19 protein-coding genes are annotated in these 25,385 nt (G+C 72.4%); 15 read left to right on the top strand and 4 right to left on the bottom strand.

What is annotated here, in order from left to right; all coding sequences use genetic code 11:
• Positions 1-109: 109 nt before the first annotated feature.
• The 14 genes from ABZ934_RS04640 to ABZ934_RS04575 all read left to right on the top strand — a co-directional run bounded on the left by ABZ934_RS04640 (position 110) and on the right by ABZ934_RS04575 (position 16,239).
• Positions 110-2,512: a collagenase gene (locus ABZ934_RS04640; protein WP_361308421.1), complete on the top strand. Its 2,403-nt coding sequence runs from the start codon at positions 110-112 to the stop codon at positions 2,510-2,512.
• Between the two features lie 126 nt (positions 2,513-2,638).
• Positions 2,639-3,817: an FAD-binding oxidoreductase gene (locus ABZ934_RS04635; RefSeq protein WP_361308419.1), complete on the top strand. Its 1,179-nt coding sequence runs from the start codon at positions 2,639-2,641 to the stop codon at positions 3,815-3,817.
• A 112-nt stretch (positions 3,818-3,929) separates the two neighbouring features.
• Complete coding sequence (locus tag ABZ934_RS04630) at positions 3,930-4,259, top strand: (2Fe-2S)-binding protein (protein ID WP_361308417.1); 330 nt, start codon at positions 3,930-3,932, stop codon at positions 4,257-4,259.
• Entirely contained in the window at positions 4,240-5,676 is a 1,437-nt protein-coding gene (locus tag ABZ934_RS04625) for an NAD(P)/FAD-dependent oxidoreductase (protein WP_361308415.1), read from the top strand. The genes ABZ934_RS04630 and ABZ934_RS04625 overlap by 20 nt, the downstream gene beginning before the upstream one ends.
• An 86-nt stretch (positions 5,677-5,762) precedes the next feature.
• Positions 5,763-6,686 carry a dihydrodipicolinate synthase family protein gene (locus ABZ934_RS04620; protein ID WP_361308413.1) on the top strand — a complete coding sequence of 308 codons (924 nt, stop codon included), beginning with the start codon at positions 5,763-5,765 and terminating at the stop codon, positions 6,684-6,686.
• Between the two features lie 17 nt (positions 6,687-6,703).
• Positions 6,704-7,708 carry a proline racemase family protein gene (locus ABZ934_RS04615; RefSeq protein ID WP_361308411.1) on the top strand — a complete coding sequence of 335 codons (1,005 nt, stop codon included), beginning with the start codon at positions 6,704-6,706 and terminating at the stop codon, positions 7,706-7,708.
• Positions 7,705-8,745 carry a proline racemase family protein gene (locus ABZ934_RS04610; RefSeq protein WP_361308409.1) on the top strand — a complete coding sequence of 347 codons (1,041 nt, stop codon included), beginning with the start codon at positions 7,705-7,707 and terminating at the stop codon, positions 8,743-8,745. Before ABZ934_RS04615 ends, ABZ934_RS04610 begins: the two co-directional genes overlap by 4 nt.
• A complete protein-coding gene (locus tag ABZ934_RS04605) occupies positions 8,742-9,686 on the top strand; it encodes an ornithine cyclodeaminase family protein (RefSeq protein WP_361308407.1) in 945 nt (314 codons plus the stop codon). Before ABZ934_RS04610 ends, ABZ934_RS04605 begins: the two co-directional genes overlap by 4 nt.
• Positions 9,687-9,726: 40 nt before the next feature.
• Positions 9,727-10,437: a GntR family transcriptional regulator gene (locus tag ABZ934_RS04600; RefSeq protein ID WP_361308405.1), complete on the top strand. Its 711-nt coding sequence runs from the start codon at positions 9,727-9,729 to the stop codon at positions 10,435-10,437.
• Between the two features lie 133 nt (positions 10,438-10,570).
• Positions 10,571-12,316: an ABC transporter substrate-binding protein gene (locus tag ABZ934_RS04595; protein WP_361308403.1), complete on the top strand. Its 1,746-nt coding sequence runs from the start codon at positions 10,571-10,573 to the stop codon at positions 12,314-12,316.
• A gap of 20 nt (positions 12,317-12,336) precedes the next feature.
• Positions 12,337-13,287 (top strand): ABC transporter permease, encoded by a 951-nt coding sequence (locus tag ABZ934_RS04590; protein WP_361308401.1) that lies wholly within the window; start codon positions 12,337-12,339, stop codon positions 13,285-13,287.
• Positions 13,284-14,270, top strand: a complete 987-nt coding sequence (locus tag ABZ934_RS04585) for an ABC transporter permease (RefSeq protein WP_361308399.1) — start codon at positions 13,284-13,286, stop codon at positions 14,268-14,270. The genes ABZ934_RS04590 and ABZ934_RS04585 overlap by 4 nt, the downstream gene beginning before the upstream one ends.
• Entirely contained in the window at positions 14,270-15,262 is a 993-nt protein-coding gene (locus tag ABZ934_RS04580; protein ID WP_361308397.1) for an ABC transporter ATP-binding protein, read from the top strand. The genes ABZ934_RS04585 and ABZ934_RS04580 overlap by 1 nt, the downstream gene beginning before the upstream one ends.
• A complete protein-coding gene (locus ABZ934_RS04575) occupies positions 15,259-16,239 on the top strand; it encodes an oligopeptide/dipeptide ABC transporter ATP-binding protein (RefSeq protein ID WP_361308395.1) in 981 nt (326 codons plus the stop codon). The genes ABZ934_RS04580 and ABZ934_RS04575 overlap by 4 nt, the downstream gene beginning before the upstream one ends.
• Positions 16,240-16,316: 77 nt before the next feature.
• On the opposite strand, the gene ABZ934_RS04570 is transcribed toward ABZ934_RS04575, so the two are convergent.
• Positions 16,317-18,365, bottom strand: a complete 2,049-nt coding sequence (locus tag ABZ934_RS04570; protein ID WP_361308393.1) for an alpha/beta fold hydrolase — start codon at positions 18,363-18,365, stop codon at positions 16,317-16,319.
• Positions 18,366-18,549: 184 nt separating this feature from the next.
• Here ABZ934_RS04570 and ABZ934_RS04565 point away from each other — a divergent pair, with 184 nt between their 5' ends.
• Positions 18,550-20,028 (top strand): MFS transporter, encoded by a 1,479-nt coding sequence (locus tag ABZ934_RS04565; protein WP_361308737.1) that lies wholly within the window; start codon positions 18,550-18,552, stop codon positions 20,026-20,028.
• Here ABZ934_RS04565 and ABZ934_RS04560 read toward each other — a convergent pair.
• The 3 genes from ABZ934_RS04560 to ABZ934_RS04550 form a co-directional block, all read right to left on the bottom strand.
• Positions 20,025-21,449 (bottom strand): cytochrome P450, encoded by a 1,425-nt coding sequence (locus tag ABZ934_RS04560; RefSeq protein ID WP_361308391.1) that lies wholly within the window; start codon positions 21,447-21,449, stop codon positions 20,025-20,027. The two genes, ABZ934_RS04565 and ABZ934_RS04560, sit on opposite strands and share 4 nt — an antisense overlap.
• 206 nt (positions 21,450-21,655) lie before the next feature.
• Positions 21,656-23,185: a UDP-N-acetylglucosamine 1-carboxyvinyltransferase gene (locus ABZ934_RS04555; protein ID WP_361308389.1), complete on the bottom strand. Its 1,530-nt coding sequence runs from the start codon at positions 23,183-23,185 to the stop codon at positions 21,656-21,658.
• A gap of 127 nt (positions 23,186-23,312) precedes the next feature.
• Positions 23,313-25,232, bottom strand: coding sequence for an amidohydrolase (locus ABZ934_RS04550; protein WP_361308387.1), 1,920 nt, complete (start codon positions 25,230-25,232; stop codon positions 23,313-23,315).
• Positions 25,233-25,385 lie beyond the last annotated feature (153 nt).

Genomic DNA, 25,385 nt, shown 5'->3' with positions numbered 1-25,385 from the left:
ACCTCGCACGTCCCGTACCTGGCACGTCACGCACTTCGCACGTCACGCACCTCGCACCACCTCGTGCGCCGCGCACGTCCTCACTCTCCCTTCCCCACAGGAGTCCTTGGTGTCCCAGCACAGAGCTGTGCGTTCGTCCCTCCTCTCCGCCGCCGTCGCCGTCACGCTCCTGGCCTCCGCCGGCCAGGCCGTGACCCAGGCGGCCGAGACGGGCGCCCCGGTACCCGCGACCTTCACCTCCGGCCCGGCGGCCGGCGGAGCGCCCGGCGCCATCGCGCCGAACCCCTTCGACGAGGTCGAGCACCGCGCCGACGCCCTGTCGCCCACGACCACCGCCGCACCGGCGCCCGCCCCCGGCGGCCAGGCGATATCCGACGGCAAGGTCCCGGGCGCCGCGCCGGCCGCGGGCGCCGCCGCACAGCGAACGGACAAGAGCGGGAAGCCCGCGACCGCCCGGAGCGCCCCCACCACGCGGGGCCCGGCCGTCAACGTGCCCTGCACCCTCGACGGGATCAAGGGACTCTCCCCCGAGCAGTTCGCCGACTTCCTCGCCGATCCGGCCGTCCTCGCGGACGGCTGCCTGCGCGGGCTCATCTGGACCTGGGACGCCCGCCTGGCACCCGTCATGGACGACGCGCACGTCCAGGCCGTCTCCCGCCGGATATCCACCCTGGCCGCCGCCCACGACGGCCGTAACTCCTCCCACCTGGAGGAGATGTTCACCTACCTGCACGCCGCCGTGTACCACGACTTCTCGCGCGACGAGATCGACCTCACCGACGCCGCGACGGTCGACGCGATGCGCAAGGCGATCGCGGACTTCGGCAACGCCGCCCACACCTTCGACGCCACCGCCTCCAACGCCCGGACCCTGCGCGAGGCCCTCTACGCGACCGGCCCGGGCCTGCGCCAATACCAGCTCGGCCTCATCGCCAAGGTCCTGGCAACCATGGACGCGTCGCACCCCGCGACCGACAAGGACGCCTCCTGGGGCGGCGCCGTCCTCGCCGCCCTCACCGTCAACTACCTCGGTGTGTACCCGGGCAACGAGGACAGCGCCTTCCACGCCGCCGCATCCGCAGACCCCTCCTACCGGGCGGCCTTCAAGGCGTTCGCCGGCTACACCCACCTCAAGGGCACCGCCAACGACTGGGCGGCCCGCGACGCGCTCGGCGAGTACGGCCGGTTCGGCCAGATCGCCGGGCTCAAGGACCAGACCGTCACCGACCTCGGCGCGCTCCTCGGGCCGGTCAAGACCGGGTGGGGCGCCGGCAGCGAGCAGTGGGCGAAGGTGGTCTCCTGGCTGAACACCTACGACGCCTGCAAGCCGTACGGGGTGTGCAAGGAGGACATCGAGAAGATGCTCTTCCCCAACACCTACACCTACGACAACGGCGGCATCAAGGTCCGCACGGCCCTCGACCGGGCCACCGTCGACCAGCTCTACTACGCGAGCAAGCAGGTCAAGACGCAGTTCCACCGGGTGCTCGGCACCGACCAGCCGCTCGCGGGCGACCCCAACACCACGCTGAACATCGTGCTCTACGCCTCCCGCGCCGACTACGTCACCTACCAGACGATGCTCAACGGCTACGGCACCAACAACGGCGGCATGTACATCGAGAACGGCGCCACCTTCTACACCTACCAGCGCCGCGTCCCCCAGGACTCCAGCCTCACCCTGGAAGAGCTCTTCCGCCACGAGTACACGCACTACCTCAACGGCCGGTTCGCCGTCCCCGGCCTCTTCGGCGAGGGTCCCTGGTACGAGGGCGACCGCACGACCGCCATGGACGAGGGCACCGCCGAGTTCTTCGACGGCGCCACCCGCGACAACGGCATCGCCGTCCGCAAGTCCCTGGTCAAGGGCGTCATCGCCGACACCGCCGGCGGCGGCCCCCGGATGTCGGTCGAGCAACTGCTGAACGCCACCTACGACGGCGACGGGTTCCGCTTTTACAACTACGCCGGCACGTTCTTCGAGTTCCTGTGGACCGAGAAGCCGACCCTGCTGCGCGAGATGTACACCCACCTGCGCGAGAACGACGTGGCCGGATACGACTCCTGGCGCCACCGGACGGGTGCGGACACCTACCTCCAGCGCGACTACGACAAGTTCCTGGACGCCCAGATCGCCAAGGTCGACCAGCTCTACGTGCCGAACACCACCTTCACGGCCAATGACCAACTGCGCGACTCCGCGCTCGCGAACGTGAAGTCCTCGTTCGCGACGGCCACGTACAACACCCCCGACTGCGTCGAGAACGGCGACCCCGGCAAGCGCCGGTTCACCTGTACCGGCCGGATCACCGCGAACCTGAAGAACTGGCGCAGCGACGATCAGAACTTCAAGGACATGTCCGAGACGGTGGACTACTTCATCCTGGACCGCTCGGCACCCGCCTCGAACAACCTGGCCGACATGAACTGTTCCTTCGGCCCCGTGGAGATCTGGACCAACCACGTGGCCGGGACGTCGAGTTACAGTTGCGAGGGCCCGCTGCGCAGCTGATCGCGGCCTCGGGCCGGTCCCTCGCGAGAACGGGGGAGGGACCGGCCCGGGCGGACCCGGCCGACTCGGGCCTCCCGCCCCGGGCGGAGCCTAGGCACTCGATAAAGAATGTGACATATTACTGCCGTGCCCAAGAAAAGCAGCAGCCTGGACGCCGTCATCATCGGCGCCGGCGTCGTGGGAGCCGCCTGCGCGTACTACGCCACCCGCGCGGGACTGCGCGTGGCCGTCGTCGACCGGGGCTCCGTCGCCGGCGGTACGACCGGTGCGGGCGAGGGTAATCTGCTCGTCTCCGACAAGGAAGCCGGACCCGAGCTCGACCTGGCCCTGCTGTCGGCGACCCTCTGGCGCGAACTCGCCGCCCTCCTACCGCGGGAGACGGAGTACGAGGACAAGGGCGGCCTGGTCGTCGCCCCGGACGAGGCTTCGCTCAAGGCGCTGCGCGGCTTCGCGGAAGGCCAGCGCGCCGCGGGTGTCACCGCCGTCGAGGTGGCTGCGGACGACCTGCGCGAACTGGAGCCCCACCTGGCACCGGGACTCGCGGGCGGCTTCCACTACCCGCAGGACTCCCAGGTCCAGCCCGCCCAGGCGGCGGCCCGGCTGCTGGCCGCCGCGGCCGGCGCGGGAGCCCTCGTCCACCTGGGTGAGGAGGTCACGGCCCTCGTGATGGAGCGCGGCGCCGTCCGGGGGGTGCGCACCGGCGCCCGGGAAATCCTCGCCCCGGCCGTCGTCAACGCCACCGGCACCTGGGGCGGCCGGATCGCCGAACTCGCCGGAACAACACTGCCGGTACTCCCACGCCGCGGTTTCGTGCTGGTGACCGAGCCGCTGCCGAGGGTCGTACGGCACAAGGTCTACGCGGCCGACTACATCGCCGACGTGGCCAGCGGCTCGGCGGCCCTGCAGTCCTCGGCGGTGGTCGAGGGCACCCCGTCCGGCCCGGTGCTCATCGGGGCCACCCGGGAACGGGTCGGCTTCGACCGTTCCCTGTCCGTGGAGGCCCTGCGCCGGCTCGCGTTCCAGGCGGCCGCGCTGTTCCCCGTACTGGCCGACGTACGGGTCCTGCGCACCTACCACGGCTTCCGCCCCTACCTCCCCGACCACCTGCCCGCCATCGGGCCCGACCCCCGGGTGCCCGGCCTGCTGCACGCCTGCGGGCACGAGGGCGCGGGCATCGGGCTGGCCCCGGCCACCGGCGTGCTGATCGCGGCCGCCCTGACCGGGGTCGAACCGCCGCTGGACCCGGGCCCCTTCCGGCCGGACCGGCCCTTCGAGCGGGAACCCGGCGCGGAGGGGGAGCGGTGAGCCGCCCGTACGACGTCGCCCGCGCGGCCCCGCCCGCAGCGCCGCCCCCGGCACCCGCCGCAGCGCCGCCTGCAGTCCCGCCCGTAGTCCCGCCCGGAGAAGGAGACCGCCGATGAGCCGGCGCACCGGTGACCGCTCGCCCCGCGACCTGGTGGGCGGAGCCGCCCGGGAGACCTACGCCCTGCGCTTCGACGGCCGCGAACTGCCCGCCGAGTCCGGCCAGAGCATCGCCGCGGTGCTGTGGAGCGCGGGGATACTCGCCTGGCGCACCACCCGCGAAGGGGGCGCCCCGCGCGGGGCGTTCTGCGGGATCGGCAGTTGCTTCGACTGCCTCGTCACCGTCAACGGCCGGCCCAACCAACGGGCCTGTCTGGTCCCGGCGCGGGCCGGGGACACCGTCACCACCCAGGAAGGGACCGGCCGTGCCGAGCTCGCCGTCTGACCCCGGTGCGCCCGGTGCGCCCGGCGTCCCCGTCGACGTGGCCGTCGTCGGCGCCGGGCCCGCCGGGCTGGCCGGCGCCGTCACCGCCGCCCGCCTGGGACTGCGGGTGGCCTTGATCGACGCGGGGGAGCGCCCCGGCGGCCAGTTCTACCGCCGGCCCGCCCCCGGGCTCGGCGCCGAGCGCCCCGAGGCCCTGCACCACGGGTGGGCCGCCTTCGCCTCCCGCGAAACCGCCCTGCGCGCCCACGAGTCGGCGGGCCGGATCACCTGCCTTCCGGCCCACCACGTCTGGAGCGTGGTCCCGGACGGCGACCTCTGGACCCTGCACGCCGTCGCCGGCCCCGAGGAGCGGTCCGCCACCGTCCGGGCCCGCGCCGTCCTGTTGGCCACCGGGGCGTACGAACGGCAACTCCCCTTCCCCGGCTGGACCCTGCCCGGGGTGATCGGTGCGGGCGGCGCCCAGGCCATGCTCAAGGGCGGCCTCGTGCTGCCGGGCAAGCGGGTGGTCGTCGCCGGGAGCGGGCCGCTGCTGCTCGCCGTGGCCGGCTCCCTCGCGGCCGCCGGAGCCACCGTCCCGGCCGTCGTGGAAGCCGCCTCCTACACCGCGTACGCGGGGCGGCTGCCCACCCTGTTGCGCAACCCGGGCAAGCTCACCGAGGCCGCCACGTACGGCGGGGCGCTGTTGCGTCACGGCGTCCGCCTGCTGACCCGGCACGCCGTCATCGAAGCCCACGGCCGGGGCAGGGTCGAGGCCGTCACCGTGGCCCGTGTCGACGGCGACTGGCGGCCGCTGCCCGGCACGGAGCGGCGGATCCCGTGCGACGCCCTGGCCGTCGGCCACGGCCTCGTTCCCCAACTGGAGTTGGCGACCGCCCTCGGCTGTGCCACCCGGCCCGGCGCGGACGGGACCGTCGCCCTGGAACTGGACACGCGGCAGCGCACCTCCGTCCCCGGCATCTGGTCCGCCGGTGAGACCGGCGGCGTCGGCGGTGCCCAACTGGCGCTGATCGAGGGCGAACTGGCGACCTTCGCGGTCGCCGGTCGCCCGGCACCCGCGGCCCTGGTGCGCCGCCGCTCGCGGCTGCGCGCCTTCGCCGGGGCGATGGCCGCCGCACACCGGCCGGGCGCCGGCTGGACCGACTGGCTGCGCGAGGACACCGACGTGTGCCGCTGCGAGGAGGTCCCGGCGGGCCGGATCCACGAGGCCACCCGCGACCTCGGCGCCCGGGACGCCCGTACGGTCAAACTGCTCACCCGGGCCGGAATGGGTTGGTGCCAGGGCCGGATGTGCGGCCCGGCCGTGGCCGCACTGGCGGGCGAGACCTCCACCGCGGCCGGAGCCGCCCCCGACCGGCGCCCCCTCTCCTGCCCCGTCCCGCTACGCCACCTGGCCGAACTTCCGCGGAACACCCACTGATCCGATCCGGATCGGGCCGGTCCGGACCCTTGTGGCCGGCTTGCGCCCACTAGTAAAATGTCACACATCACCATAGGGAGTCCTTCATGACACACGCGCACACCCCCGCGCCCGTCCCGCCCCGCACCCGCCCCTGGCACGGCATCATGGTCGCCACCGCGCTGCCCCTGCGCGAAGACCTCGGCGTCGACTACGACGCCTACGCCGAGCACGTTTCCTGGCTCATCGACAACGGCTGCGACGGCGTCGTCCCCAACGGCTCCCTCGGCGAGTACCAGACCCTCACCGACGAGGAACGCGCGCGGGTCGTCCGTACCGCCGTCGAGGCGGCGGGCGACGGCGACCGGGTCATGCCCGGGGTCGCCGCCTACGGCAGCGCCGAGGCCCGCCGTTGGGCCGAGCAGGCCGCCGACGCCGGCGCCGGCTCCGTCCTGCTGCTGCCGCCCAACGCGTTCCGCGCCGACGAGCACACCGTCCGCGCCCACTACGCCGAGGTGGCCGGCGCGGGCCTGCCCGTCGTCGCGTACAACAACCCCATCGACACCAAGGTGGACCTGACACCCGCGCTGCTGGCCCGATTGCACGGGGACGGCAGCATCGTCGCCGTCAAGGAGTTCAGCGGAGACGTCCGACGCGCCTACGAGATCGCCGAACTCGCCCCCGGCCTCGACCTGTTGATCGGCGCCGACGACGTGCTCCTCGAACTGGCCCTGGCGGGCGCCGTCGGCTGGATCGCCGGCTACCCCAACGCCCTCCCGCGGTCCTGCGCCACCCTCTACCGGGCCGCCGTCGCGGGCGACCTCGCCACCGCGCTGCCGCTCTACAAGTCCCTGCACTCGCTGCTGCGCTGGGACTCCAAGACGGAGTTCGTGCAGGCCATCAAGTTGTCCATGGACCTGGCCGGCCGCCCCGGCGGCGCCACCCGACCGCCGCGCTTCCCGCTCACGGGCGAGACCGAGGCGGCCGTCCGCGCCGCCACCGAAAAGGCCCTCGCCGAGGGCCTCAACTAGCACACCTGGGGGGACCCATGCGTACGCGCCACATCTACCACGCGGTGGATTCGCACACCGAGGGCATGCCGACCCGGGTCATCACCGGCGGAGTCGGGGTCGTCCCCGGCGCCACGATGGCCGACAAGCGCCTGCACTTCACGGAGCACCTGGACCACGTCCGCACCCTGCTCATGTACGAACCGCGCGGCCACGCCGCGATGAGCGGCGCCGTCCTCCAGCCCCCCACCCGCCCCGACGCCGACTTCGGCGTCCTCTACATCGAGGTGTCGGGCCTGCTGCCCATGTGCGGGCACGGCACCATCGGGGTGGCCACCGTCCTGGTCGAGACCGGCATGGTCCCGGTCGTCGAGCCGGTCACCACGGTCCGGCTCGACACCCCGGCCGGGCTGGTGAGCGTGGACGTCCGCGTGGAGGACGGGGCGGCCACCGCCGTCACGCTCACCAACGTCGCCTCGTACTGCGCCGGCCTCGACCTGAAGGCCGACGTCCCCGGCTACGGCACGGTGACCTACGACCTCGCCTACGGCGGCAACTTCTACGCCTTCGTCGAACTCGACGCCCTCGGACTCCCCTTCGAGCGGGCCCGCAAGGGCGACCTCCTCGCCGCGGGACTCGCCGTCATGGACGCCGTCAACGCCTCCGGCGACCGGCCCGTCCACCCCGAGAACCCCTCCATCGCCGGGGTCAAACACGTCTACCTCGCCGCCCCCGGCTCCGACGCCCGTCGCTCCCGACACGCCATGGCCATCCACCCGGGCTGGTTCGACCGCTCGCCCTGCGGTACGGGAACCAGCGCACGGATGGCCCAACTGCACGCGCGGGGGCTGCTCCCCCTCGGCACCGACTTCGTCAACGAGTCCTTCATCGGGACCGAGTTCACCGGCCGGCTCATCGAGGAGACCACGGTGGGCGGCCTCCCCGCGGTGATCCCCACCGTCACGGGACGGGCCTGGATCACCGGCACCGCCCAGTTCTTCCTCGACCCCGCCGACCCGTTCCCCGGAGGGTTCCTGCTGTGAGTACCGTCCGCACCACCGACTACCACACGGCGGGCGAGCCCTTCAGGATCGTCGACCTCACGGCCCCCGGCACGGTCCTGCCCACCGCGCCCGGGGACACCGTCGCCGAACGCTGCGCCACCGCCATCGGCCCCGCCGGCTCGGGCACCGCACCGCGCCGGGGCGCGCTGGACGACGTACGGCGGCTCCTCGTGCGCGAACCGCGCGGGCACGCCGGCATGTACGGCGGGTTCGTCGTGCCGCCGGACGACGACGGGGCCCACTTCGGGGTGCTGTTCTGGCACAAGGACGGCTACTCCACCGCCTGCGGCCACGGCACGATGGCCCTCGGCGCCTGGGCCGTCGACTCCGGCCGGGTGCCGGCCCCCGACGACGGCGGCGTGCGGGTCCGGGTCGACGTGCCGTCCGGGCGGGTGACCGCCACCGTGCACCGCTCCGGCGGCCGCACCACCGGGGTCACCTTCCGCAACGTCCCGGCCCGGGTGAGCTCCCGCAAGGTGCCGGTGGCCACCACTCTCGGCCTGGCCGAAGTCGACATCGCGCACGCCGGGGCGTGTTACGCCTCGGTCGCGGCCCGCGACTTCGGGCTCGACGTCTCGACCGCCGCCCTGCCCTCGCTGGTGCGCGTAGGGCAGGAGCTCCGGGCGGCGCTGGCCACGCACCCGGGCACCTGGCACCCGGGCGGCCCGCTGCTCTCCGGGGTGTACGGGGTGATCCTGTACGAGGAACTCCCCGACACTCCCTTCGGGCCGCACCAGCGCAATGTGACGGTCTTCGCCGACGGGCAGATCGACCGCTCGCCCTGTGGTTCCGGAACCTCCGCGCGGCTCGCCCTGCTCGCCGAGGACGGACGGTTGGGGGAGGGGGAGGACCTGTTGCACGAGTCGGTCATCGGTACGGTGTTCACCGGCCGGGTGGTGCCCGCCGGCGGCGCGGACGGCGTGCTCACGGAGGTCACCGGCACGGCCTACCGCACCGGCGAGCACGCCTTCACCCTCGACCCGCACGACGCGCTCGGCGCCGGGTTCCTGCTGTGATCGCCCAGCTCTCCGCCGCGGACCTGGCCGGCCGGCTCACCCCGGCCGAGGCCGCCGACGCCCTGGCCGGGGTGCTGCGCGCCGGGCTGGACCCGGAGGGCTGCCCGCAGCGCTGCGCCGTACCCGTGGCCGCCGGGGAACTACTGCTGATGCCGGCCGCGGCGGGCGCGTACGCCGGGGTGAAGATCGCGGGGGTCGCGCCGGGCAACGCCGCCCTCGGGCTGCCCCGGATCACCGGCTCGTACCTCCTCCTGGACGGCCCCACCCTGCGCCCCCTGGCCCTGCTGGACGGCGCGGCACTGACCGCCCTGCGCACCCCGGCGGTGTCGGCGCTGGCCCTGCGGTACCTTACGCCGCGGGACCGGCCGCTCACCCTGGTCCTGTTCGGGGCGGGGCCGCAGGCGTACGGGCACCTCGAAGCCCTCAGCGCGGAGCGGGAGTTGGCGAACGTCCTCGTTGTCGCCCGCGCGCCGGACCGGGCCGAGCGGCTCGCCGCGCACGCCCGGGCCCTGGGGCTCGCCGCCCGGACCGGTACGCCCGAGGACGTGTCGGGCGCGGACGTGGTGCTCTGCTGCACCACCGCCCGTACCCCGCTGTTCGACGGGCGGCTGGTGCGTCCCGGTGCGACGGTCGTCGCGGTCGGCTCGCACGAACCGGACGCCCGGGAGACCGACACCGCGCTGGTGCGCCGGTCGGCCGTATATGTGGAGTCGCGCGCGGCGGCGCTGCGCGAGGCGGGCGATCTGCTGATTCCGGAGGCGGAGGGCGCGATCGGACCCGGTCACATCGCCGGCACCCTCGCCGACCTCGTCGCCGGCCGCCATCCGGCGCCGGGGCGGGAAATCGCTCCGCGGCTCTTCAAGAGCGTGGGGATGGCCTGGGAGGATCTGGCCGTGGCGGTCGCCCTGTTCCGGACGGTGGGGACCGCCGAAGCAACGTGACATTGTACGCTGTCCCTCTGCGATGCTCGGAGGAACAGCAATGGGTGACCTGAAGCAGCACAGCCTCATCAAGGCCCAGGAACGACTGCGCGACCAGGTCGGTCACGCCCTCCGAGCCGCCCTGATCGCGGGTGAGTTGCGCCCGGGAAGCGTCTACTCGGCCCCGGGTCTCGCGGCCGAACTCGGCGTGTCGGCCACCCCGGTCCGCGAGGCCATGCTCGACCTCGCCCGCGAGGGGCTGGTCGAGCCCGTGCGCAACAAGGGCTTCCGGATCACCGAGGTCAGCGAGCGGGACCTGGACCAGTACACCGAGCTGCGCACGATGATCGAGGTGCCGACCATCGGCCGGATCACCGCACTGGCGACAGCGGAGCAGTTGGAGGCCCTGCGCCCCATCGCGGAAGAGATCGTCAGCAGCGCCCGCGAGCACAACCTGATCGGCTACCTGGAGGCGGACCGCCGCTTCCACCTCAGCCTGTTGGCGCTCTCCGGCAACGACCGTCTCGTCGAGACGGTCGGCGACCTGCGCAAGCGCTCCCGCCTCTACGGCCTGACCGGCCTGGACGAGGCCGGCAAGCTGGTCTCCTCGGCCGAGGAGCACATCGAGCTGCTCGACCTGATGATCAGCGGCGACGCGGCGGCGGCCGAGGCGTGCATGGTCCGTCACCTGGGTCACGTGCGTTCCCTGTGGGCCCAGGGCCGCGACGAGCCGGTCGGCCGTCCCTCGGGCGGCCTGGGTTCAGGCGTCTGACGGCCCCAACTCCGGTGTAGGACAACCTTTTTGGACACGGCTGGATAACGGCGGCGCCAACCCCTTGTCAGTACAATTTCACATTACTATGTTACCGGTCACATCATAGAGCGCGTCCTTCACTGGAGTGACCATGACCAAGCGCACCCACATCGCCCTCGCCACAGCCCTGGTGGCAGCTCTCGCACTCGGTGCCTCGGGCTGCTCCGACCCCAAGAAGGGCTCGGCCGGCGGCTCGGGTGCCTCCAACCCCGCGGCCGGCAACGACGGCAAGACCGTGGGCGGAACCCCGGTCAAGGGAGGGACGCTCACCGTCCTGTCCAACCAGGACTTCTCCCACCTCGACCCCGCACGCAACTGGACAATGCCGGCGATGGACTTCGGCACCCGCCTCCTCTACCGCACGCTGGTCACCTTCAAGGCCGAGCCCGGCAAAGCCGGCAGCGAACTCGTCCCCGACCTCGCCACCGACCTCGGCACCCCCTCCAACGGCGGCAAGACCTGGACGTTCACCCTCAAGGAGGGCGTCAAGTACGAGGACGGAACGCCCATCAAGGCCCAGGACGTCAAGTACAACGTCGAGCGCTCCTTCGCCCCCGACCTGACCGGCGGCGCCGACTACGCCGCCCAGTACCTGGCGGGCGGCGAGGGCTACAAGGGCCCGCTGCAAGGGCAGCACCTGGACTCTGTGAAGACCCCCGACGACCGTACGATCGTCTTCGAACTGGGGCGCCCCGTGGCCGAGTTCTCCGCCACCGCCACCCTGCCCACCTTCGCGCCCGTGCCGCAGTCGCAGGAGAAGGGCACGCAGTACGACGCCCGCCCGTTCTCCTCCGGCCCGTACAAGATCGAGTCGTACGACCGCGACAAGAAGCTCGTCCTGGTCCGCAACGAACACTGGGACGCCAAGACCGACACCGTCCGCAAGGCGTACCCGGACAAGTTCGTCGTCGTCATGGGCCTCAAGGGCGGCCAGATCGACGACCGGATCATCGCCGGTGAGGGCGCCGACGCCTCCGCCGTCCAGTACTCCACCATGCGGCCCGAGAGCGCCCCCAAGGTGCTGCCCAAGCCCGACGTCAAGGCCCGCCTGCTCTCCGAGTCCCAGGGCTGTACGGTCATGCTCCAGCTCAACACCTCCCGGCCGCCCTTCAACGACCCCAGGGTCCGCGAGGCCATGCAGTACGCCGTCGACAAGGAATCGGTGATCACCGCGGGCGGCGGACCGGCCCTCAACGAGGTCGCCACCGCCTACCTGCCCCCGGCCCTGTCCGGCGGCAAGCAGCCCGACAACCTGAAGATCGCCCCGTCCGGCGACCCGGCCAAGGCCAAGGAACTCCTCAAGGCCGCGGGCAAGGAGAAGTTGAAGGTCTCCCTCGCCGTGTCCACCGGCGACAAGGGCCGCGCCGAGGCCATCCAGCAGGGCCTGGCCCGCGCCGGCGTCGAGGTGGTCATCGACACCGTCGACCCGGGCGCCTACTACGACGTCATCGGCGACCTGTCCACCACGCCCGACATGACCTACAGCGGCTGGTGCCCCGACTACCCCTCCGGCTCCACGTGGATCCCGTTCGTCTTCGACGGACGCACCATCAAGGACAAGGGCAACCAGGGCAACTACAGCCAGTTCCGCGACGAGGCCACCATGAAGCGGATCGACGAGATCAACGCCATGGCCGACCCCAAGCAGGCCGCCCAGGCGTGGATCGACCTCGACGCGGAGATCATGAAGAAGTCGCCGGCGGTGCCGGTCCTGCTGGAGCGCAAGCCCCTGCTCGTCGGCCCCAACATCGCGGGCGCCTACGGCCACCCCGCCTGGACCGGCACCATCGACTACGCCCGCGTCGGCCTCAAGGACCCGGCGAAGAGCCAGGGATGAGACCGCGAGGCGCTGAACCCATGACCACCACCACCGCACCGGCACAGGGCGCGCCGGTCAAGGAGGTCCCCCCGGGCAGCAGCCCCTGGCAGCTCGCCCGGCGGGAACTCCGCCGCCGCCCCGCCGTCCGCGTCAGCCTCTGCGTCGTCCTCCTCCTCGTCCTGACGGCCGTCACCGCCCCCTGGTTGGGGACCCTCGGCGGCTGGGCCCCGGACGAGTTCGACAAGACCGCCATCGACCCCTACCTCGGTGGGCAACCGCTCGGCTCCCTCGGCGGGATCAGCCCCGCCCACTGGCTCGGCGTCGAGCCCGTCACCGGCCGCGACCTCTTCTCCCGCGTCGTGAACGGCGCCCAGGTCTCCCTCCTGATCGCCTTCGCCGCCACCGCGATCGTGGTGGTCACCGGCACGGCCGCCGGCATCGCCGCCGGCTACTTCGGCGGGCGCACCGACGTGGTGCTCTCCCGCCTGATGGACCTGACCATGTCCTTCCCCTCGCTCATCTTCATGATCGCGGTCCTGTCGGTGGCCAAGGACGTCAACCGCATCGTGCTCATGACGGCCGTCATCGGCCTCTTCGGCTGGCCCGGCGTCGCCCGCGTCGTCCGCGGCCAGACCCTCTCCCTCAAACACCGCGAATACGTCGACGCCGCCCGCGTCGGCGGCTCCGGCGCCTGGCGCATCCTGACCCGCGACATCCTCCCCGGCGTCTCGGGCCCGGTCATCGCCTACACCACCCTGCTGATCCCCGGCATGATCAGCACCGAGGCCGCCCTCAGCTACCTCGGCGTCGGAGTCCGGCCGCCCACCCCGTCGTGGGGCCAGCTGATCGCCGAGTCCGTGGCCTACTACGAGACCGACCCCATGTACTTCGTCATCCCGAGCGTCTTCCTCTTCCTGGCCGTCCTCGCCTTCACCCTCCTCGGCGACGCCCTGCGCGACATCCTCGACCCGAGGGGCGGCCGGACGTGATCCTCTACCTGGTCCGCCGGCTGCTCGCCCTCGCCGGCGTCCTGCTCGCCATTGCCGCCGTCACCTTCCTCATCTTCTACGTCCTGCCGTCCGACCCCGCCGCGGCCGCCTGCGGCAAGACCTGCAGCCCCGAACGGCTCGCCGACGTACGGAACTACCTCGGCCTCGACCTGCCCCTGTGGCGACAGTTCCTCGACTTCCTGAGCGGCATCTTCACCGGCCGCACCCTCGGCAGCGGCCAGTACGCGGTGCAGTGCGACTTCCCCTGCCTCGGGTACTCGTACGAGAACTCCCTCCCCGTCTGGGACCTGCTCATGGACCGGCTGCCGGTCTCCGCGTCCCTCGCCCTCGGCGCCTCGGTGCTCTGGCTGCTGCTCGGCCTCGGCGCCGGGGTCACCGCCGCCCTTCGCAAGGACACCGCCACCGACAAGGTCCTGATGGTCGGCGCCGTCGCCGCCGCCTCGCTGCCCGTCTACTTCACCTCCGTGATGCTGATCTACGGAGTCATCCGCGTCGCCGGGCTGCTGCCCTACCCCTCCTACCACTCCTTCGGCGACGACCCGCTCGGCTGGGCGTCGAACCTGCTCCTGCCCTGGACCGCGCTCGCCCTGCTGTACGCCGCCATGTACGCCCGCCAGAGCCGCGGTTCCATGATCGAGGCGATGGCCGAGCCGTACATCCGTACCGCCCGCGCCAAGGGCATGCCCGAACGCACCGTCGTGGTCAAGCACGGACTGCGCTCCGGGATGACCCCGATCCTCACCATCTTCGGGATGGACCTGGGCGGGCTCCTCGCCGGCGCCGTCATCACCGAGTCCATCTTCGGCCTCCCTGGCATCGGACGCCTCTTCTACGGGGCGCTCGTCAGCTCCGACCAGCCGGTGGTGCTCGGCGTCACACTGCTCGCCGCGTTCTTCATCGTCGTCGCCAATCTCGCCGTCGACCTCCTGTACGCCGTCATCGACCCGAGGGTGAGGTACTGATGGCCGCTCTCCTTGAAGTACGCGATCTGCGCGTCACGTTCACCACCCCGCGCGGCTCCGTGCGGGCCGTCGACTCGCTCGGCTTCACCGTCGAGGCCGGCCGTACCCTCGGCATCGTCGGGGAATCCGGATCGGGCAAGTCCGTCACCTCGCTCGCCGTCATGGGCCTGCACCGGGGAGCCGAGATCGGCGGTTCCGTCGCCCTGGACGGGCGCGAGCTCACCGGCCTGTCCGAGCGGGAACTGTCCCGGCTGCGCGGCCGCAAGATGGCCATGATCTTCCAGGATCCACTGTCCAGCCTGCACCCCTACTACACGGTCGGCGAACAGATCGCCGAGCACTTCCGGGTGCACTTCAAGGCAGGCCGCGCCGCCGCCCGCAAACGCGCCGTCGACATGCTCGGCGAGGTCGGCATCCCCGAACCCGCCCGGCGCGCCCGGGAGTACCCCCACCAGTTCTCCGGAGGCATGCGGCAGCGCGCGATGATCGCGATGGCCCTGGCCTGCGAACCGGACCTGCTGATCGCCGACGAGCCGACCACCGCCCTCGACGTCACCGTGCAGGCCCAGATCCTCGAACTGATCGCCCGCCTCCAACAGGACCGCGGACTCGGCGTCGTGATGATCACCCACGACCTGGGCGTGGTGGCCCGCGTCGCCCACGAGGTGCTGGTCATGTACGGGGGCCGGGCCGCGGAACAGGCGCCCGTCGACCAGCTGTTCGCCGAGCCCGCCCACCCCTACACGCGGGGGCTGTTGGACTCCCTGCCCCGGCTCGACGACGCCGACGAGGCGCCCCTGCGGGCCATCCCCGGCTCCCCGCCGTCCCTCCTGACCCCCGCCCCGGGGTGTGCCTTCGCCCCGCGCTGCCCCAAGGCGGCGGCGCGCTGCACCCGTGAACGCCCGGAGCTCGAACCCTACGGGGAAGGGCCCGAGCGCACCGTCGCCTGCCACTTCGCCGGAGCCGGCGCCCCCGCCGAGGTGACCCGATGACCCCCACACCGCGGGCGCTGCTCTCCGTACGCGACCTGACCATGACCTTCCCCGGCCGGCGGTCGGTGACCGGGCGCCGGGGGGCGCCCGTGCGCGCCGTCGACGGGGTCTCCTTCGACCTGGGCGAGGGGGAGACCCTGGGCCTGGTGGGAGAGTCGGGCTGCGGCAAGTCCACGACGGGCCGGATGCTGGTGCGGCTGCTGGAACCGACCGCGGGCAGCGTCGAGTTCGAGGGCCGGGACATCAGCCGGCTGTCCCAGGGAGCCCTGCGACCGCTGCGGGGGCACCTCCAGATGGTGTTCCAGGACCCGCACTCCTCCCTCAACCCGCGCCAGACGGTGGCCCGGATCATCTCCGACCCGCTGCTGGTCCAGGGGTGGAGCGCGTCGGACGCCCGCCGCCGGGCCGCCGACCTGATGGAACTCGTCGGGCTGATCCCCGAGCACATCGACCGCTACCCGCACGAGTTCTCCGGCGGTCAGGCCCAGCGCATCGGGATCGCCCGCTCGCTCGCCACCAGCCCCCGGCTGATCATCGCCGACGAACCGGTCTCCGCCCTCGACGTCTCCGTTCAGGCCCAGATCGTCAACCTGATGGAGCGGCTGCGCCGCGAACTGGGCCTGGCCTACGTGTTCATCGCCCACGACCTGTCGGTCGTCAAACGGGTCAGCGACCGGGTCGCCGTCATGTACCTGGGACGCGTCGTGGAGATCGGCGAGAAGCACCTCCTGTACGACGACCCACAACACCCCTACACCCGCGCCTTGCTGTCGGCCGTCCCGCTGCCCGACCCGGCGGCGGAGCGGCGGCGCGAGCGGATCGTGCTGCTCGGCGACCCGCCGAGTCCGGCCGCCCCACCGCCCGGGTGCACCTTCCACCCGCGCTGCCCCAAGGCCCAGGACATCTGTCGCACCGAACGCCCGGTGCTGCGGATCGCCGCCTCGCGCGAGGTGGCCTGCCACTTCCCGGGGGACTGACGGGGACCCGGGGAAGAAGAGGGGCCCCGGAGCCGACACGATCGGCTCCGGGGCCCCTCACCGGTCAGAGCCCCGACTCACCCCAACTCACGGCGGAAGAAATCCAGTTCCTGGAGCATGACCTTTTCCCGGGTGCCGCCGGGCGTCATGTGAGTGACGCCCGGCAGCGCCAGCAGCCGGTGCGGGCGCCCCGCGTCCGTCAGGGCCCGCGACAGGCGCATGGTGTGGGACGGGTGGACGTTGTCGTCGGCCAGACCCGTGATGAGCAGCAGGGGCCGGGTCAGCCGGGGCGCGTCCGGGATCAGCGAGTCCCGCTCGTACACCTGGGGATGCTCCTGGGGGAGACCCAGGTAGCGGTCGGTGTACGCGGTGTCGTAGTGCCGGAAGTCGGTCGGCGCGGCTCCGGCGGCCGCCGCGTGGAAGAGGTCGGGGCGGCGCAATACGGCGAGGGCCGCGAGGTAGCCGCCGTACGACCAGCCGCGCACCCCGACCCGGGTGAGGTCGAGGTCCCGGTGGCGGGCGCCGAGCGCCTGGAGGGCGGCTGCCTGGTCCTCCAGGGTGACGTCCGAGAAGCCGCGGTACATGGCGTGGGTGTAGGCGGGTGAGACGTACGGGGTACCCCGGTTGTCGATGGTGACCACGGCGAAGCCCTGGTCGGCCCACCACTGGCGGTGCTGCCAGCGCCGCGGCTCCACCGAGACGTCCTGGAACCCGGGGCCGCCGTAGCCGTCCACCAGCACCGGCAGCCTGGTCCCGGGTACGTGCCCGCGCGGGAGCACCAGGGCGGTGGGGACGCGGTGTTCGGTGACCCGCTCCAGCACCGGCGCCACGCGGTGGGGGAGCGGTTCGGACAGGTCGAGGGGACTGAACTCCCTCCCGTCCGCGGTGCGTACGGTCCGTCGTATCCCCTCCGCGTCCGCGGCCGTCAGCAGCAGCGCCCCGGACGAGGCGAGCACGGTGTGCACCCCGGGCGACTCGGCGAGGGCCGTCAACCCACCGGTGTCGGGGTCCAGGAGGAACACCTGCTGCTCGGCCGGATCGCGCAGCCCGACCTCGACCGCCAACCGGCCCTCGTGCCACCCGGCCACGCGGCGGACCTGGACGCCCTCACCGGTCAGGAGCCTGCCGGCGACGGCGAGGGTGCGCGCGGCCCCGCCCGCGGTGTCGGCTGCCGTCAGCATCCGTCCGTCGGGAAGCCGGGCCGGGGTCCCGGGCAGCGGGTCCACCCACTGGGGGTGGGTGGTACGGGACAGCTCACGGGTCGCGCCGGTCACCGGGTCGGCGCCGAGCAGCAGCACCGTGCGCTGGAGCCGGTCCTGGACCGTCAGCAGGATCTCCCCGGCCGATTCCCACCCGGCGTCCGAGACGTACGGGTAGGTCTCGGCGTCCCAGTCGAGCCGCACCCTGTTGCCACCCGGACCGACCACCCACAGCTGCACGTCCGCGTTGGGGCCGCCCGCCTCGGGATACGCGAAGTCCTCCACCGGGAGCTCCGGGTGTGCCGGGTCGCCGATCCAACGCCGCTGGAGGGCGGACTCGTCGACCCGGGCAGCCAGCAGGGTCTGCCCGTCGGGGGACCACCAGTGGCCGCGGTCGCGGCCGAGCTCCTCGGCCGCCGCGAACTCCGCGAGGCCCCAGCGGGCTCCGTCGTCGGGGCTGACCCGACCGCCGGGCACGGTGTGGAGGGCGTCGCCCGTGACGTACGCGACGCGTGTGCCGTCCGCGTTCGGGCGCGGGTCCATCGCGGGGCCTGCGGCGGGGATCTCCCCGGGTGGTGCGACGCCGTCGCAAGTGACCCCGTACAGCCGCCCGCCGAGCGCGAACGCGGCGTGGCGGCCGTCGCCGGAGAGGGCGTACGAGCCGATACCGCCCGCGACGAGCCGCACGCGTTCGCGCAGCCGGCGCTCGGCGGTGGTCAGGGCGCCGGCCGCGAGCCGGCGGGGGTCGGCGAGGAGGGTTTCGGTGCCGGTCGAGGTGTCGAGGACCCACAGGGCGTCGACCCGGTCGGTGGGGCCCGTCGAGCGCAGGAACCAGAGCAGCCGCCCGTCGTCACCGAAGGCGAAGGCGCGGGGGGCTCCGTGGGTGAACCGGCCGGTGGCCGCGGAGAGCCTGAGGAAGTCATCCATGATCGCAGTCTGCCATGTGAAATATCACACCGTATAGACGTCGGACTGTCGGGCCGGCGTTAGGCCATTCGAGTGGTGAGGCTCCGGAGGCAGGTTTAGCGTCGTAGGGGTGGACGGGAAAACATCGCCGACCAACACGGGGGCCGCCGGCAAGGTTCGAGAAGGGCGCGGGAACGGCCTCGCCCTGTTCGTCATCGCCTCTTGCCAGCTCATGGTGGTTCTGGACATCACCATCGTGAACATCGCGCTGCCGCACATCCAGACCGCCCTCGGGTTCTCCACCGAAAGCCTTTCGTGGGTCGTCAACGCCTACACCCTCACCTTCGGCGGCCTGTTGCTCCTCGGCGGTCGCACGGGCGACATCCTCGGCCGCAAACGCGTCTTCATCTTCGGCGTGCTGCTCTTCGGCCTCGCCTCCCTGCTCGGTGGACTCGCCCAGAACGAGGGCCAACTGATGGGCGCCCGGGCGCTCCAGGGAATGGGCGGCGCCATCGCCTCACCGACCGCCCTCGCGCTGATCACCACCACCTTCCGCGAGGGACCGGCCCGCAACCGGGCCTTCGGGGTGTTCGCCGCGGTCTCGGCGGGCGGCGGCGCGATCGGACTCCTGGCCGGCGGCGTCCTCGTCGAATGGCTCGACTGGCGCTGGGTCTTCTTCGTCAACGTCCCGATCGCACTGGCCATCGCCTTCACGGCCGCCAGGGTCATCAAGGAGTCCGAACGCCATCCGGGGCACTTCGACTTCGCGGGCGCGCTGCTGTGCACCACCGGCATGGTCGCCCTCGTCTACGGATTCATCCGCGCGTCCCAGGAGGGCTGGCGCGACGGCCTGACCCTCGGCTCGTTCGGCGCCGCCGTGGTCCTGCTGACCCTCTTCACAGTGAACGAGCGGCGCTCGCCACAGCCGATCACGCCCCTGCACATGTTCGCCGACCGCAACCGGGCCGGTACCTACGGCATCATGCTCTTCCTCGCCTGCGCGATGTTCGGCATGTTCTTCTTCCTGACCCTCTTCGTCCAGAACGTGCTGGGATTCAGCCCCCTCAGCGCAGGCCTCGCGTTCCTGCCGGTCAGCGTCGTCATCGCCATGGGTGCGGGCCTCGCATCCCGGCTCCTGCCGAAGTTCGGACCCAAACCCTTCATGGTGGGCGGCGCGCTCTGTACGGCGGCCGGCCTGGCCTGGCTGACGCAGACCGACGTGCACTCCACCTACCTCGGCAGCATCCTGGGGCCGATGCTCATCTTCGGCATCGGCATGGGCATGCAGTTCGTCTCGCTGACGCTGATGGCCCTGTCCAACGTGCCCGACCGGGAATCGGGAGCGGCCTCCGGGCTGCTCAACACCACGCAGCAGGTGGGCGGCTCGCTCGGCCTGTCCATCCTCGTCACCGTCTTCGGCACCGCCAGCCGCAACGAGGCCCACACCCAGGTCCCGGCTTTCCTCGCCACCGCCGACCCCGGACAGCGGGCGATGTTCCTGCGCACCGGCCAACTCCCCGACCCCTGGGGCGATCAGGTGCTCGCCTCCGGCGTCAGCACGGCGTTCATCGTGGCCGCCGCGTTCGCCCTGACGGCGGCGGTGATCGCCCTGGTGGTCATCCAGGTCCGGCCCTCGGACCTGGCCCGCCTCCAGGGCAACCACACCCCGACGGCGGCCGTTTAGGGGGTGTCCCCGCGCTCCCGCGTCCGCCGGCGCAGCCGGCAGCGGGCCGGTCCGTCCGCGCGCAGGGTGATGCCGACGCCGACCGGGACCTCCCGGTCCACGGCCTCGAACTCGTACTCCCGGAGCATCACCGCGAGCGCGATCACCGACTCCAGCATGGAGAAGTGCTGACCGATGCAGGCGCGCGGGCCGCCCCCGAAGGGGAACCACGCGTAGCGGGGGCGGCCGGCCTCCGCCGCGGGGGTGAACCGCTCCGGGTCGAAGCGCTCGGGGTCGGGCCAGTGGTCGGGGTGGCGGTGCGTGACCCACGGAGCGAGGATCACGTTGGCGCCGGCCGGGACGGTGAGCCCGCCGATCCGGCTCGCGGCCACGGCCTTGCGGCCCATCACGGGGGCCGCGGGGTAGAGCCGCATCGCCTCCTTGAGCACCTGCGTGAGGTACGGCAGCCGGTCGAGGTCGGCGGCCTCGGGCTCACGGTCGCCCAGCACCCGGGAGATCTCCTCGTACGCCCGCTCCTGGTGCTCGGGGTGGCGGGCCAGCAGGTGGAGCGCGAAGGCCAGCGAGGTGGCGGTCGTCTCGTGACCGGCGAGCAGGAAGATCAGCACCTGGTCGCGCAGCTCGTCGGCGTCGAAGGCGGCGTCGTCGGCGCTCTGCGCGGCGGCGAGCAGCGTCAGCAGGTCGTCCCCCTCCGTGCCTTCCGCCCCGTCCTTGCCGCCGGCGCCGCCCCGCCGCTCGGCGATGATCCGGTCGCAGACCGCGTACAACTCGTCCATCGCGGCGGCGGCCCGCCGATTGCCCGGGGTGGGCCAGCTCCGCGGGATGTTCGCGGGGGAGTAGCCGCGCCGCAGCACGTACTCCGTGATGACGGGGAAGGACCGGTCGATGACGTCGACGGTGGCGTCCACATCGGTGCCGAACAGGATCCTGGCCACCGCGCGCAGCGCGAGCCGCGTCATCTCGTCCGAGACGTCGACGATCCCGTCTGTGGCCCCCACCCAGGTGTCGAGCGTCGCCCGGGTCTCGGCTACGACGGCGCTCGCGTAGCCGTCCACCCGGCGGCGGGTGAACAGCGGCTGGACCAGCCGGCGCTGGCGCAGGTACTCCTCGTCCTGGCTGGTCAGCAGCCCGTTGCCGAGGGACTCGCGGATCTCCTGGTAGAAGGGGTTGTCCTTGCGGAAGTTGGCCGATTCCGATGCCAGGACCTGCTGTGCGCCCTCCGCGGAGAACACGCAGTACAACTCCGTACGCAGCCCGGGCGGCCCGGCGCTGACGCGCACCACGTCACCGTGGCGCTGCTGTGCGCGCAGGTAGGTACCGAGCGAATCCGAGGTCAGGTCGAACAGCGACCCCAGCAACGGCGCCCCGGCCAACACCGGGACCTCCGTACCCGCGTGTGTTCCCGTCGTACTGTCCACTCCCATGGCCGCCCCCTCGACGCCGTCCGAACCCCCGATTCTGCCGCTCCGCCCGCCCACCCCCCTCGCCCATATGGCCGAATCCCGCCGCCCCGCCCCACGCGCGGGCCGGGGCGTGTGACACGAAAGCCCCCCGCCCACTCGATGGGCGGGGGGCGTCGTCCACGGGCTCCGCGCGCGGCCCGGCCATGATCCGTCAGACGGCCCTGGTTCTAGATGTCGCGGAAGATCTCGATCTGGGCGCCGACCGAGTTGAGGCGTTCCGCCAGTTCCTCGTAGCCGCGGTTGATGACGTAGACGTTGCGCAGGACCGAGGTGCCCTCGGCCGCCATCATCGCCAGGAGGACGACCACCGCCGGGCGGAGGGCGGGCGGGCACATCATTTCCGCCGCGCGCCAGCGGGTCGGGCCCTCGACCAGTACGCGGTGGGGGTCCAGGAGTTGGAGGCGGCCACCGAGGCGGTTGAGGTCGGTCAGGTAGATCGCCCGGTTGTCGTACACCCAGTCGTGGATCAGGGTCTGGCCCTGGGCGACGGCGGCGATGGCCGCGAAGAACGGGACGTTGTCGATGTTCAGCCCGGGGAACGGCATCGGGTGGATCTTGTCGATCGGGGCTTCGAGCTTCGACGGGCGGACCGTCAGGTCGACCAGGCGGGTACGGCCGTTGTCGGCGGTGTACTCCGCGGAGCGGTCGTGGTCCAGGCCCATCTCCTCCAGCACCGCGAGCTCGATCTCCATGAACTCGATCGGCACCCGGCGGATGGTCAGTTCGGACTCGGTGACCACGGCCGCGGCCAGCAGGCTCATCGCCTCGACCGGGTCCTCGGAGGGGGAGTAGTCGACGTCGACGTCGATGTTCGGGACGCCGTGGACGGTGAGGGTGGTGGTGCCGATGCCCTCGACCTTGACGCCCAGGGTCTCCAGGAAGAAGCAGAGGTCCTGGACCATGTAGTTGGAGGAGGCGTTGCGGATGACGGACACGCCGTCGTGCCGGGCCGCGGCCAGCAGCGCGTTCTCCGTCACCGTGTCCCCGCGCTCGGTCAGGACGATCGGGCGGTCGGGGGAGACCCCGGCGGCGACCCGGGCGTGGTAGATGCCCTCGGTCGCGGTGATCTCCAGGCCGAAGCGGCGCAGGGCGATCATGTGCGGCTCGATGGTGCGGGTGCCGAGGTCGCAACCGCCGGCGTACGGCAGCCGGAACTGGTCCATGCGGTGCAGCAGCGGGCCCAGGAACATGATGATGCTGCGCGTCCGGCGGGCCGCGTCCGCGTCCATGGCGTCCATGTCGAGGCGGGCCGGCGGGACGATCTCCAGGTCCACGCCGTCGTTGATCCAGCGGGTACGGACACCGATGGAGTTCAGGACTTCGAGGAGGCGGTACACCTCTTCGATGCGGGCGACACGCCTGAGCACCGTACGGCCCTTGTTGAGCAGCGAGGCGCAGAGCAGCGCCACGCAGGCGTTCTTGCTCGTCTTGACGTCGATGGCACCGGAGAGGCGGCGGCCGCCGACGACCCGCAGGTGCATGGGTCCGGCGTAGCCCAGAGAGACGATCTCGCTGTCGAGAGCTTCACCGATTCGGGCGATCATCTCAAGGCTGATGTTCTGGTTGCCACGTTCGATCCGGTTGACGGCGCTCTGGCTGGTGCCGAGCGCGTCGGCGAGCTGACTCTGTGTCCAGCCCCGGTGCTGACGGGCGTCACGGATGAGCTTGCCGATACGTACGAGGTAGTCGTCTGCCATGGGTGCACCGTATCTCAGATATGAGATGGGGGCCGAACGGGGTGTGGCAGACGGGTGTTACCCACAGTGGCGGGAAGACCCGCCGGCTGACCCCGAGTCAGCCGACGGGTTCCGAACCGGCGCCCGTTCAGTGCCCGCAGGCGTGGTGTCGGCCGCCGTGGACGGCCGCGTACGAAACCGGTCGCGGGGCCGAGCGCGCGCGCTGCGCGCGGGCCGAGGCCGCCCGGCCCGACGCGGACTCCGCGTCGTGCACCACGCGCCCGCCGACCAGCGTCATCCGTACGCCGGTGTCGCTGATGTCGGCCACCGGGCAGCGGGTCACGTCCCGGTCCAGCAGCACGAGGTCGGCCGCCTTGCCCGTCTCCACCGTGCCGGTCAACCCCTCCTGGCGCAACTGCCAGGCCGTGCCCGAGGTGTGCATCCGCAAGGCGGAGTCCCGGCTCAGCCCCTCCAGCTCCCGGTACAGCTCCCCCTCGCCGAACGCGCCCCGCCGGTCGACCGCCGTCCGCAGCTGGTTCCACACCTGGAGGACGTCCACCGGCCAGTCCGAGCCGCCCGTCAGTCGCGCCCCGGCCTTCTCGATGCTCCGTGCCGGATACATCCAACGGTGGCGGCGCGGCCCGATGTAGGGCAGCAACGCCTCCATCGTCCAGGTATCGCGCGAAGCCCACTGGAGCTGCATGCAGACGGCCACGCCGAGCCGGGCGAAACGGGGCAGATCGGCCGGATCGACGACCTGGAGGTGGGCGATCGCGTTGCGCGCGTCCCGATGGCCCGTCACCCGCCTGGCGTACTCGTACCCGTCCAAAGCGGTACGGACCGCCCGGTCGCCCAAGCCGTGGGCGTGCATCTGCCAGCCGGCCGCGTTGAAGACCGCGGACAGTCGGCCGTAGTCGGCCGCCGACGTGTACAGCTCCCCTCGGTTGGTGGTCGGTTTGCCCGCTCCGTCCAGGTACGGCTCCAACAGCGCCGCCGTCTGCGCCGGGTACTCGATGACCCCGTCCAGGAACACCTTGATCATCCCGAACCGTAGCCCCCGCACCCCCTCGAACTCCCGCCGCAGCCCGCGCGCGTACGCCAGCGAAGCGGCCGGGTCCTTGGCCTGCCCGGCGTCCAGCCGGAGGGCGGCCACGATCCGCTGGGGCAGCTTCCCCGCCGCCGACAGCGCCCGGTAGAGCTCCAGCTCGTGCCGGCCGACCAGGGCGTCCATCATGGTCGTGACCCCGGAGGCGGCGGCCAGCTCCAGCACCTTGGCGCAGGCCGCCACCAGTTCGGCGGTGGACGGTTCGGGGACGTGCCGCTTCACCAGGTCCTGCGCGTCGTCCTTGAGCACCCCCGTCGGCGCCCCGTCGGCGCCCTTGACCACCTTGCCGCCTACCGGGTCGGGGGTGGCCGCCGTGATCCCGGCGATGTCCAGGGCCCGCTGGTTCGCCCACAGGTTGTGTCCGTCGCCGCCGACCAGGACGACGGGGCGCCGCGTGGGCAGCGCGTCCAGCATCGCGTGGTGCGGGGCGGTTCCCGCCGGCAGCAGCCCGACCGGGTTCCAGTCCTCCACCACCAGCCAACCGTCGGGCTCGGCGCCCGCGCCGCCGGTGTCGGCGAGGAACCCGGTCAGCAGGGCGGTGAGTTCCGCCACGGTGGTCTCCGCGCTCACCAGCGAGGGACGCAGCGACCGCTCACCGGCGCCCAGAGGGTGTACGTGCCCGTCGTGGATACCGCTCATCACCGTGTTGCCGCGGGCGTCGACCACCTCGGTGTCCCGGCCCGCGTGCCGGCGTACGGAGGCACTCGAACCGGCGGCCAGGATCGTGCCGTCCCGGCCCACCGCGACGGCCTCCACCGGCGCGCCGCCCGGTCGGCCCGTGTAGACCCGGGCGTTGTGGAACACCAGGGCGGCGGAACCCCGACCCCCGGAAGAACCGGAAGAACCGGAAGAACCGGAAGAACCCGAGGCGGCCGAGGCCGCGCCCGCGCCGAGCAGCGTCGCCGCCGAGGCGGCCCCGGCGGACGCGAGGAGCCCTCGCCGGGACAAGGGGGAAGGGGTCATGGCCACTCCAGACATCGGTACGGCGGTGTCGGTACGTGGCGTGGACATTGGGTGATTAACCCCTTAACCGGAACCCGCCCCGCGCGACGGATTCCGTACCACCGCCACCCCCGCCTCCCCGATCGGAGCGCACCCCGTCGCCAAGGGGCCGCC

This window comes from Streptomyces sp. NPDC046557 (assembly GCF_040645975.1).
Lineage (GTDB): Bacteria > Actinomycetota > Actinomycetes > Streptomycetales > Streptomycetaceae > Streptomyces.
This window is presented reverse-complemented; position numbering and strand designations above follow the sequence as displayed.

Coding starts and splice junctions, on each gene's coding strand:
- ABZ934_RS04580 (WP_361308397.1), top strand. CDS start 14,270: ATGGCCGCTCTCCTTGAAGTACGCGATCTGCGCGTCACGTTCACCACC.
- ABZ934_RS04620 (WP_361308413.1), top strand. CDS start 5,763: ATGACACACGCGCACACCCCCGCGCCCGTCCCGCCCCGCACCCGCCCC.
- ABZ934_RS04615 (WP_361308411.1), top strand. CDS start 6,704: ATGCGTACGCGCCACATCTACCACGCGGTGGATTCGCACACCGAGGGC.
- ABZ934_RS04590 (WP_361308401.1), top strand. CDS start 12,337: ATGACCACCACCACCGCACCGGCACAGGGCGCGCCGGTCAAGGAGGTC.
- ABZ934_RS04570 (WP_361308393.1), bottom strand. CDS start 18,365: ATGGATGACTTCCTCAGGCTCTCCGCGGCCACCGGCCGGTTCACCCAC.
- ABZ934_RS04550 (WP_361308387.1), bottom strand. CDS start 25,232: ATGACCCCTTCCCCCTTGTCCCGGCGAGGGCTCCTCGCGTCCGCCGGG.
- ABZ934_RS04600 (WP_361308405.1), top strand. CDS start 9,727: ATGGGTGACCTGAAGCAGCACAGCCTCATCAAGGCCCAGGAACGACTG.
- ABZ934_RS04595 (WP_361308403.1), top strand. CDS start 10,571: ATGACCAAGCGCACCCACATCGCCCTCGCCACAGCCCTGGTGGCAGCT.
- ABZ934_RS04555 (WP_361308389.1), bottom strand. CDS start 23,185: ATGGCAGACGACTACCTCGTACGTATCGGCAAGCTCATCCGTGACGCC.
- ABZ934_RS04630 (WP_361308417.1), top strand. CDS start 3,930: ATGAGCCGGCGCACCGGTGACCGCTCGCCCCGCGACCTGGTGGGCGGA.
- ABZ934_RS04575 (WP_361308395.1), top strand. CDS start 15,259: ATGACCCCCACACCGCGGGCGCTGCTCTCCGTACGCGACCTGACCATG.
- ABZ934_RS04560 (WP_361308391.1), bottom strand. CDS start 21,449: ATGGGAGTGGACAGTACGACGGGAACACACGCGGGTACGGAGGTCCCG.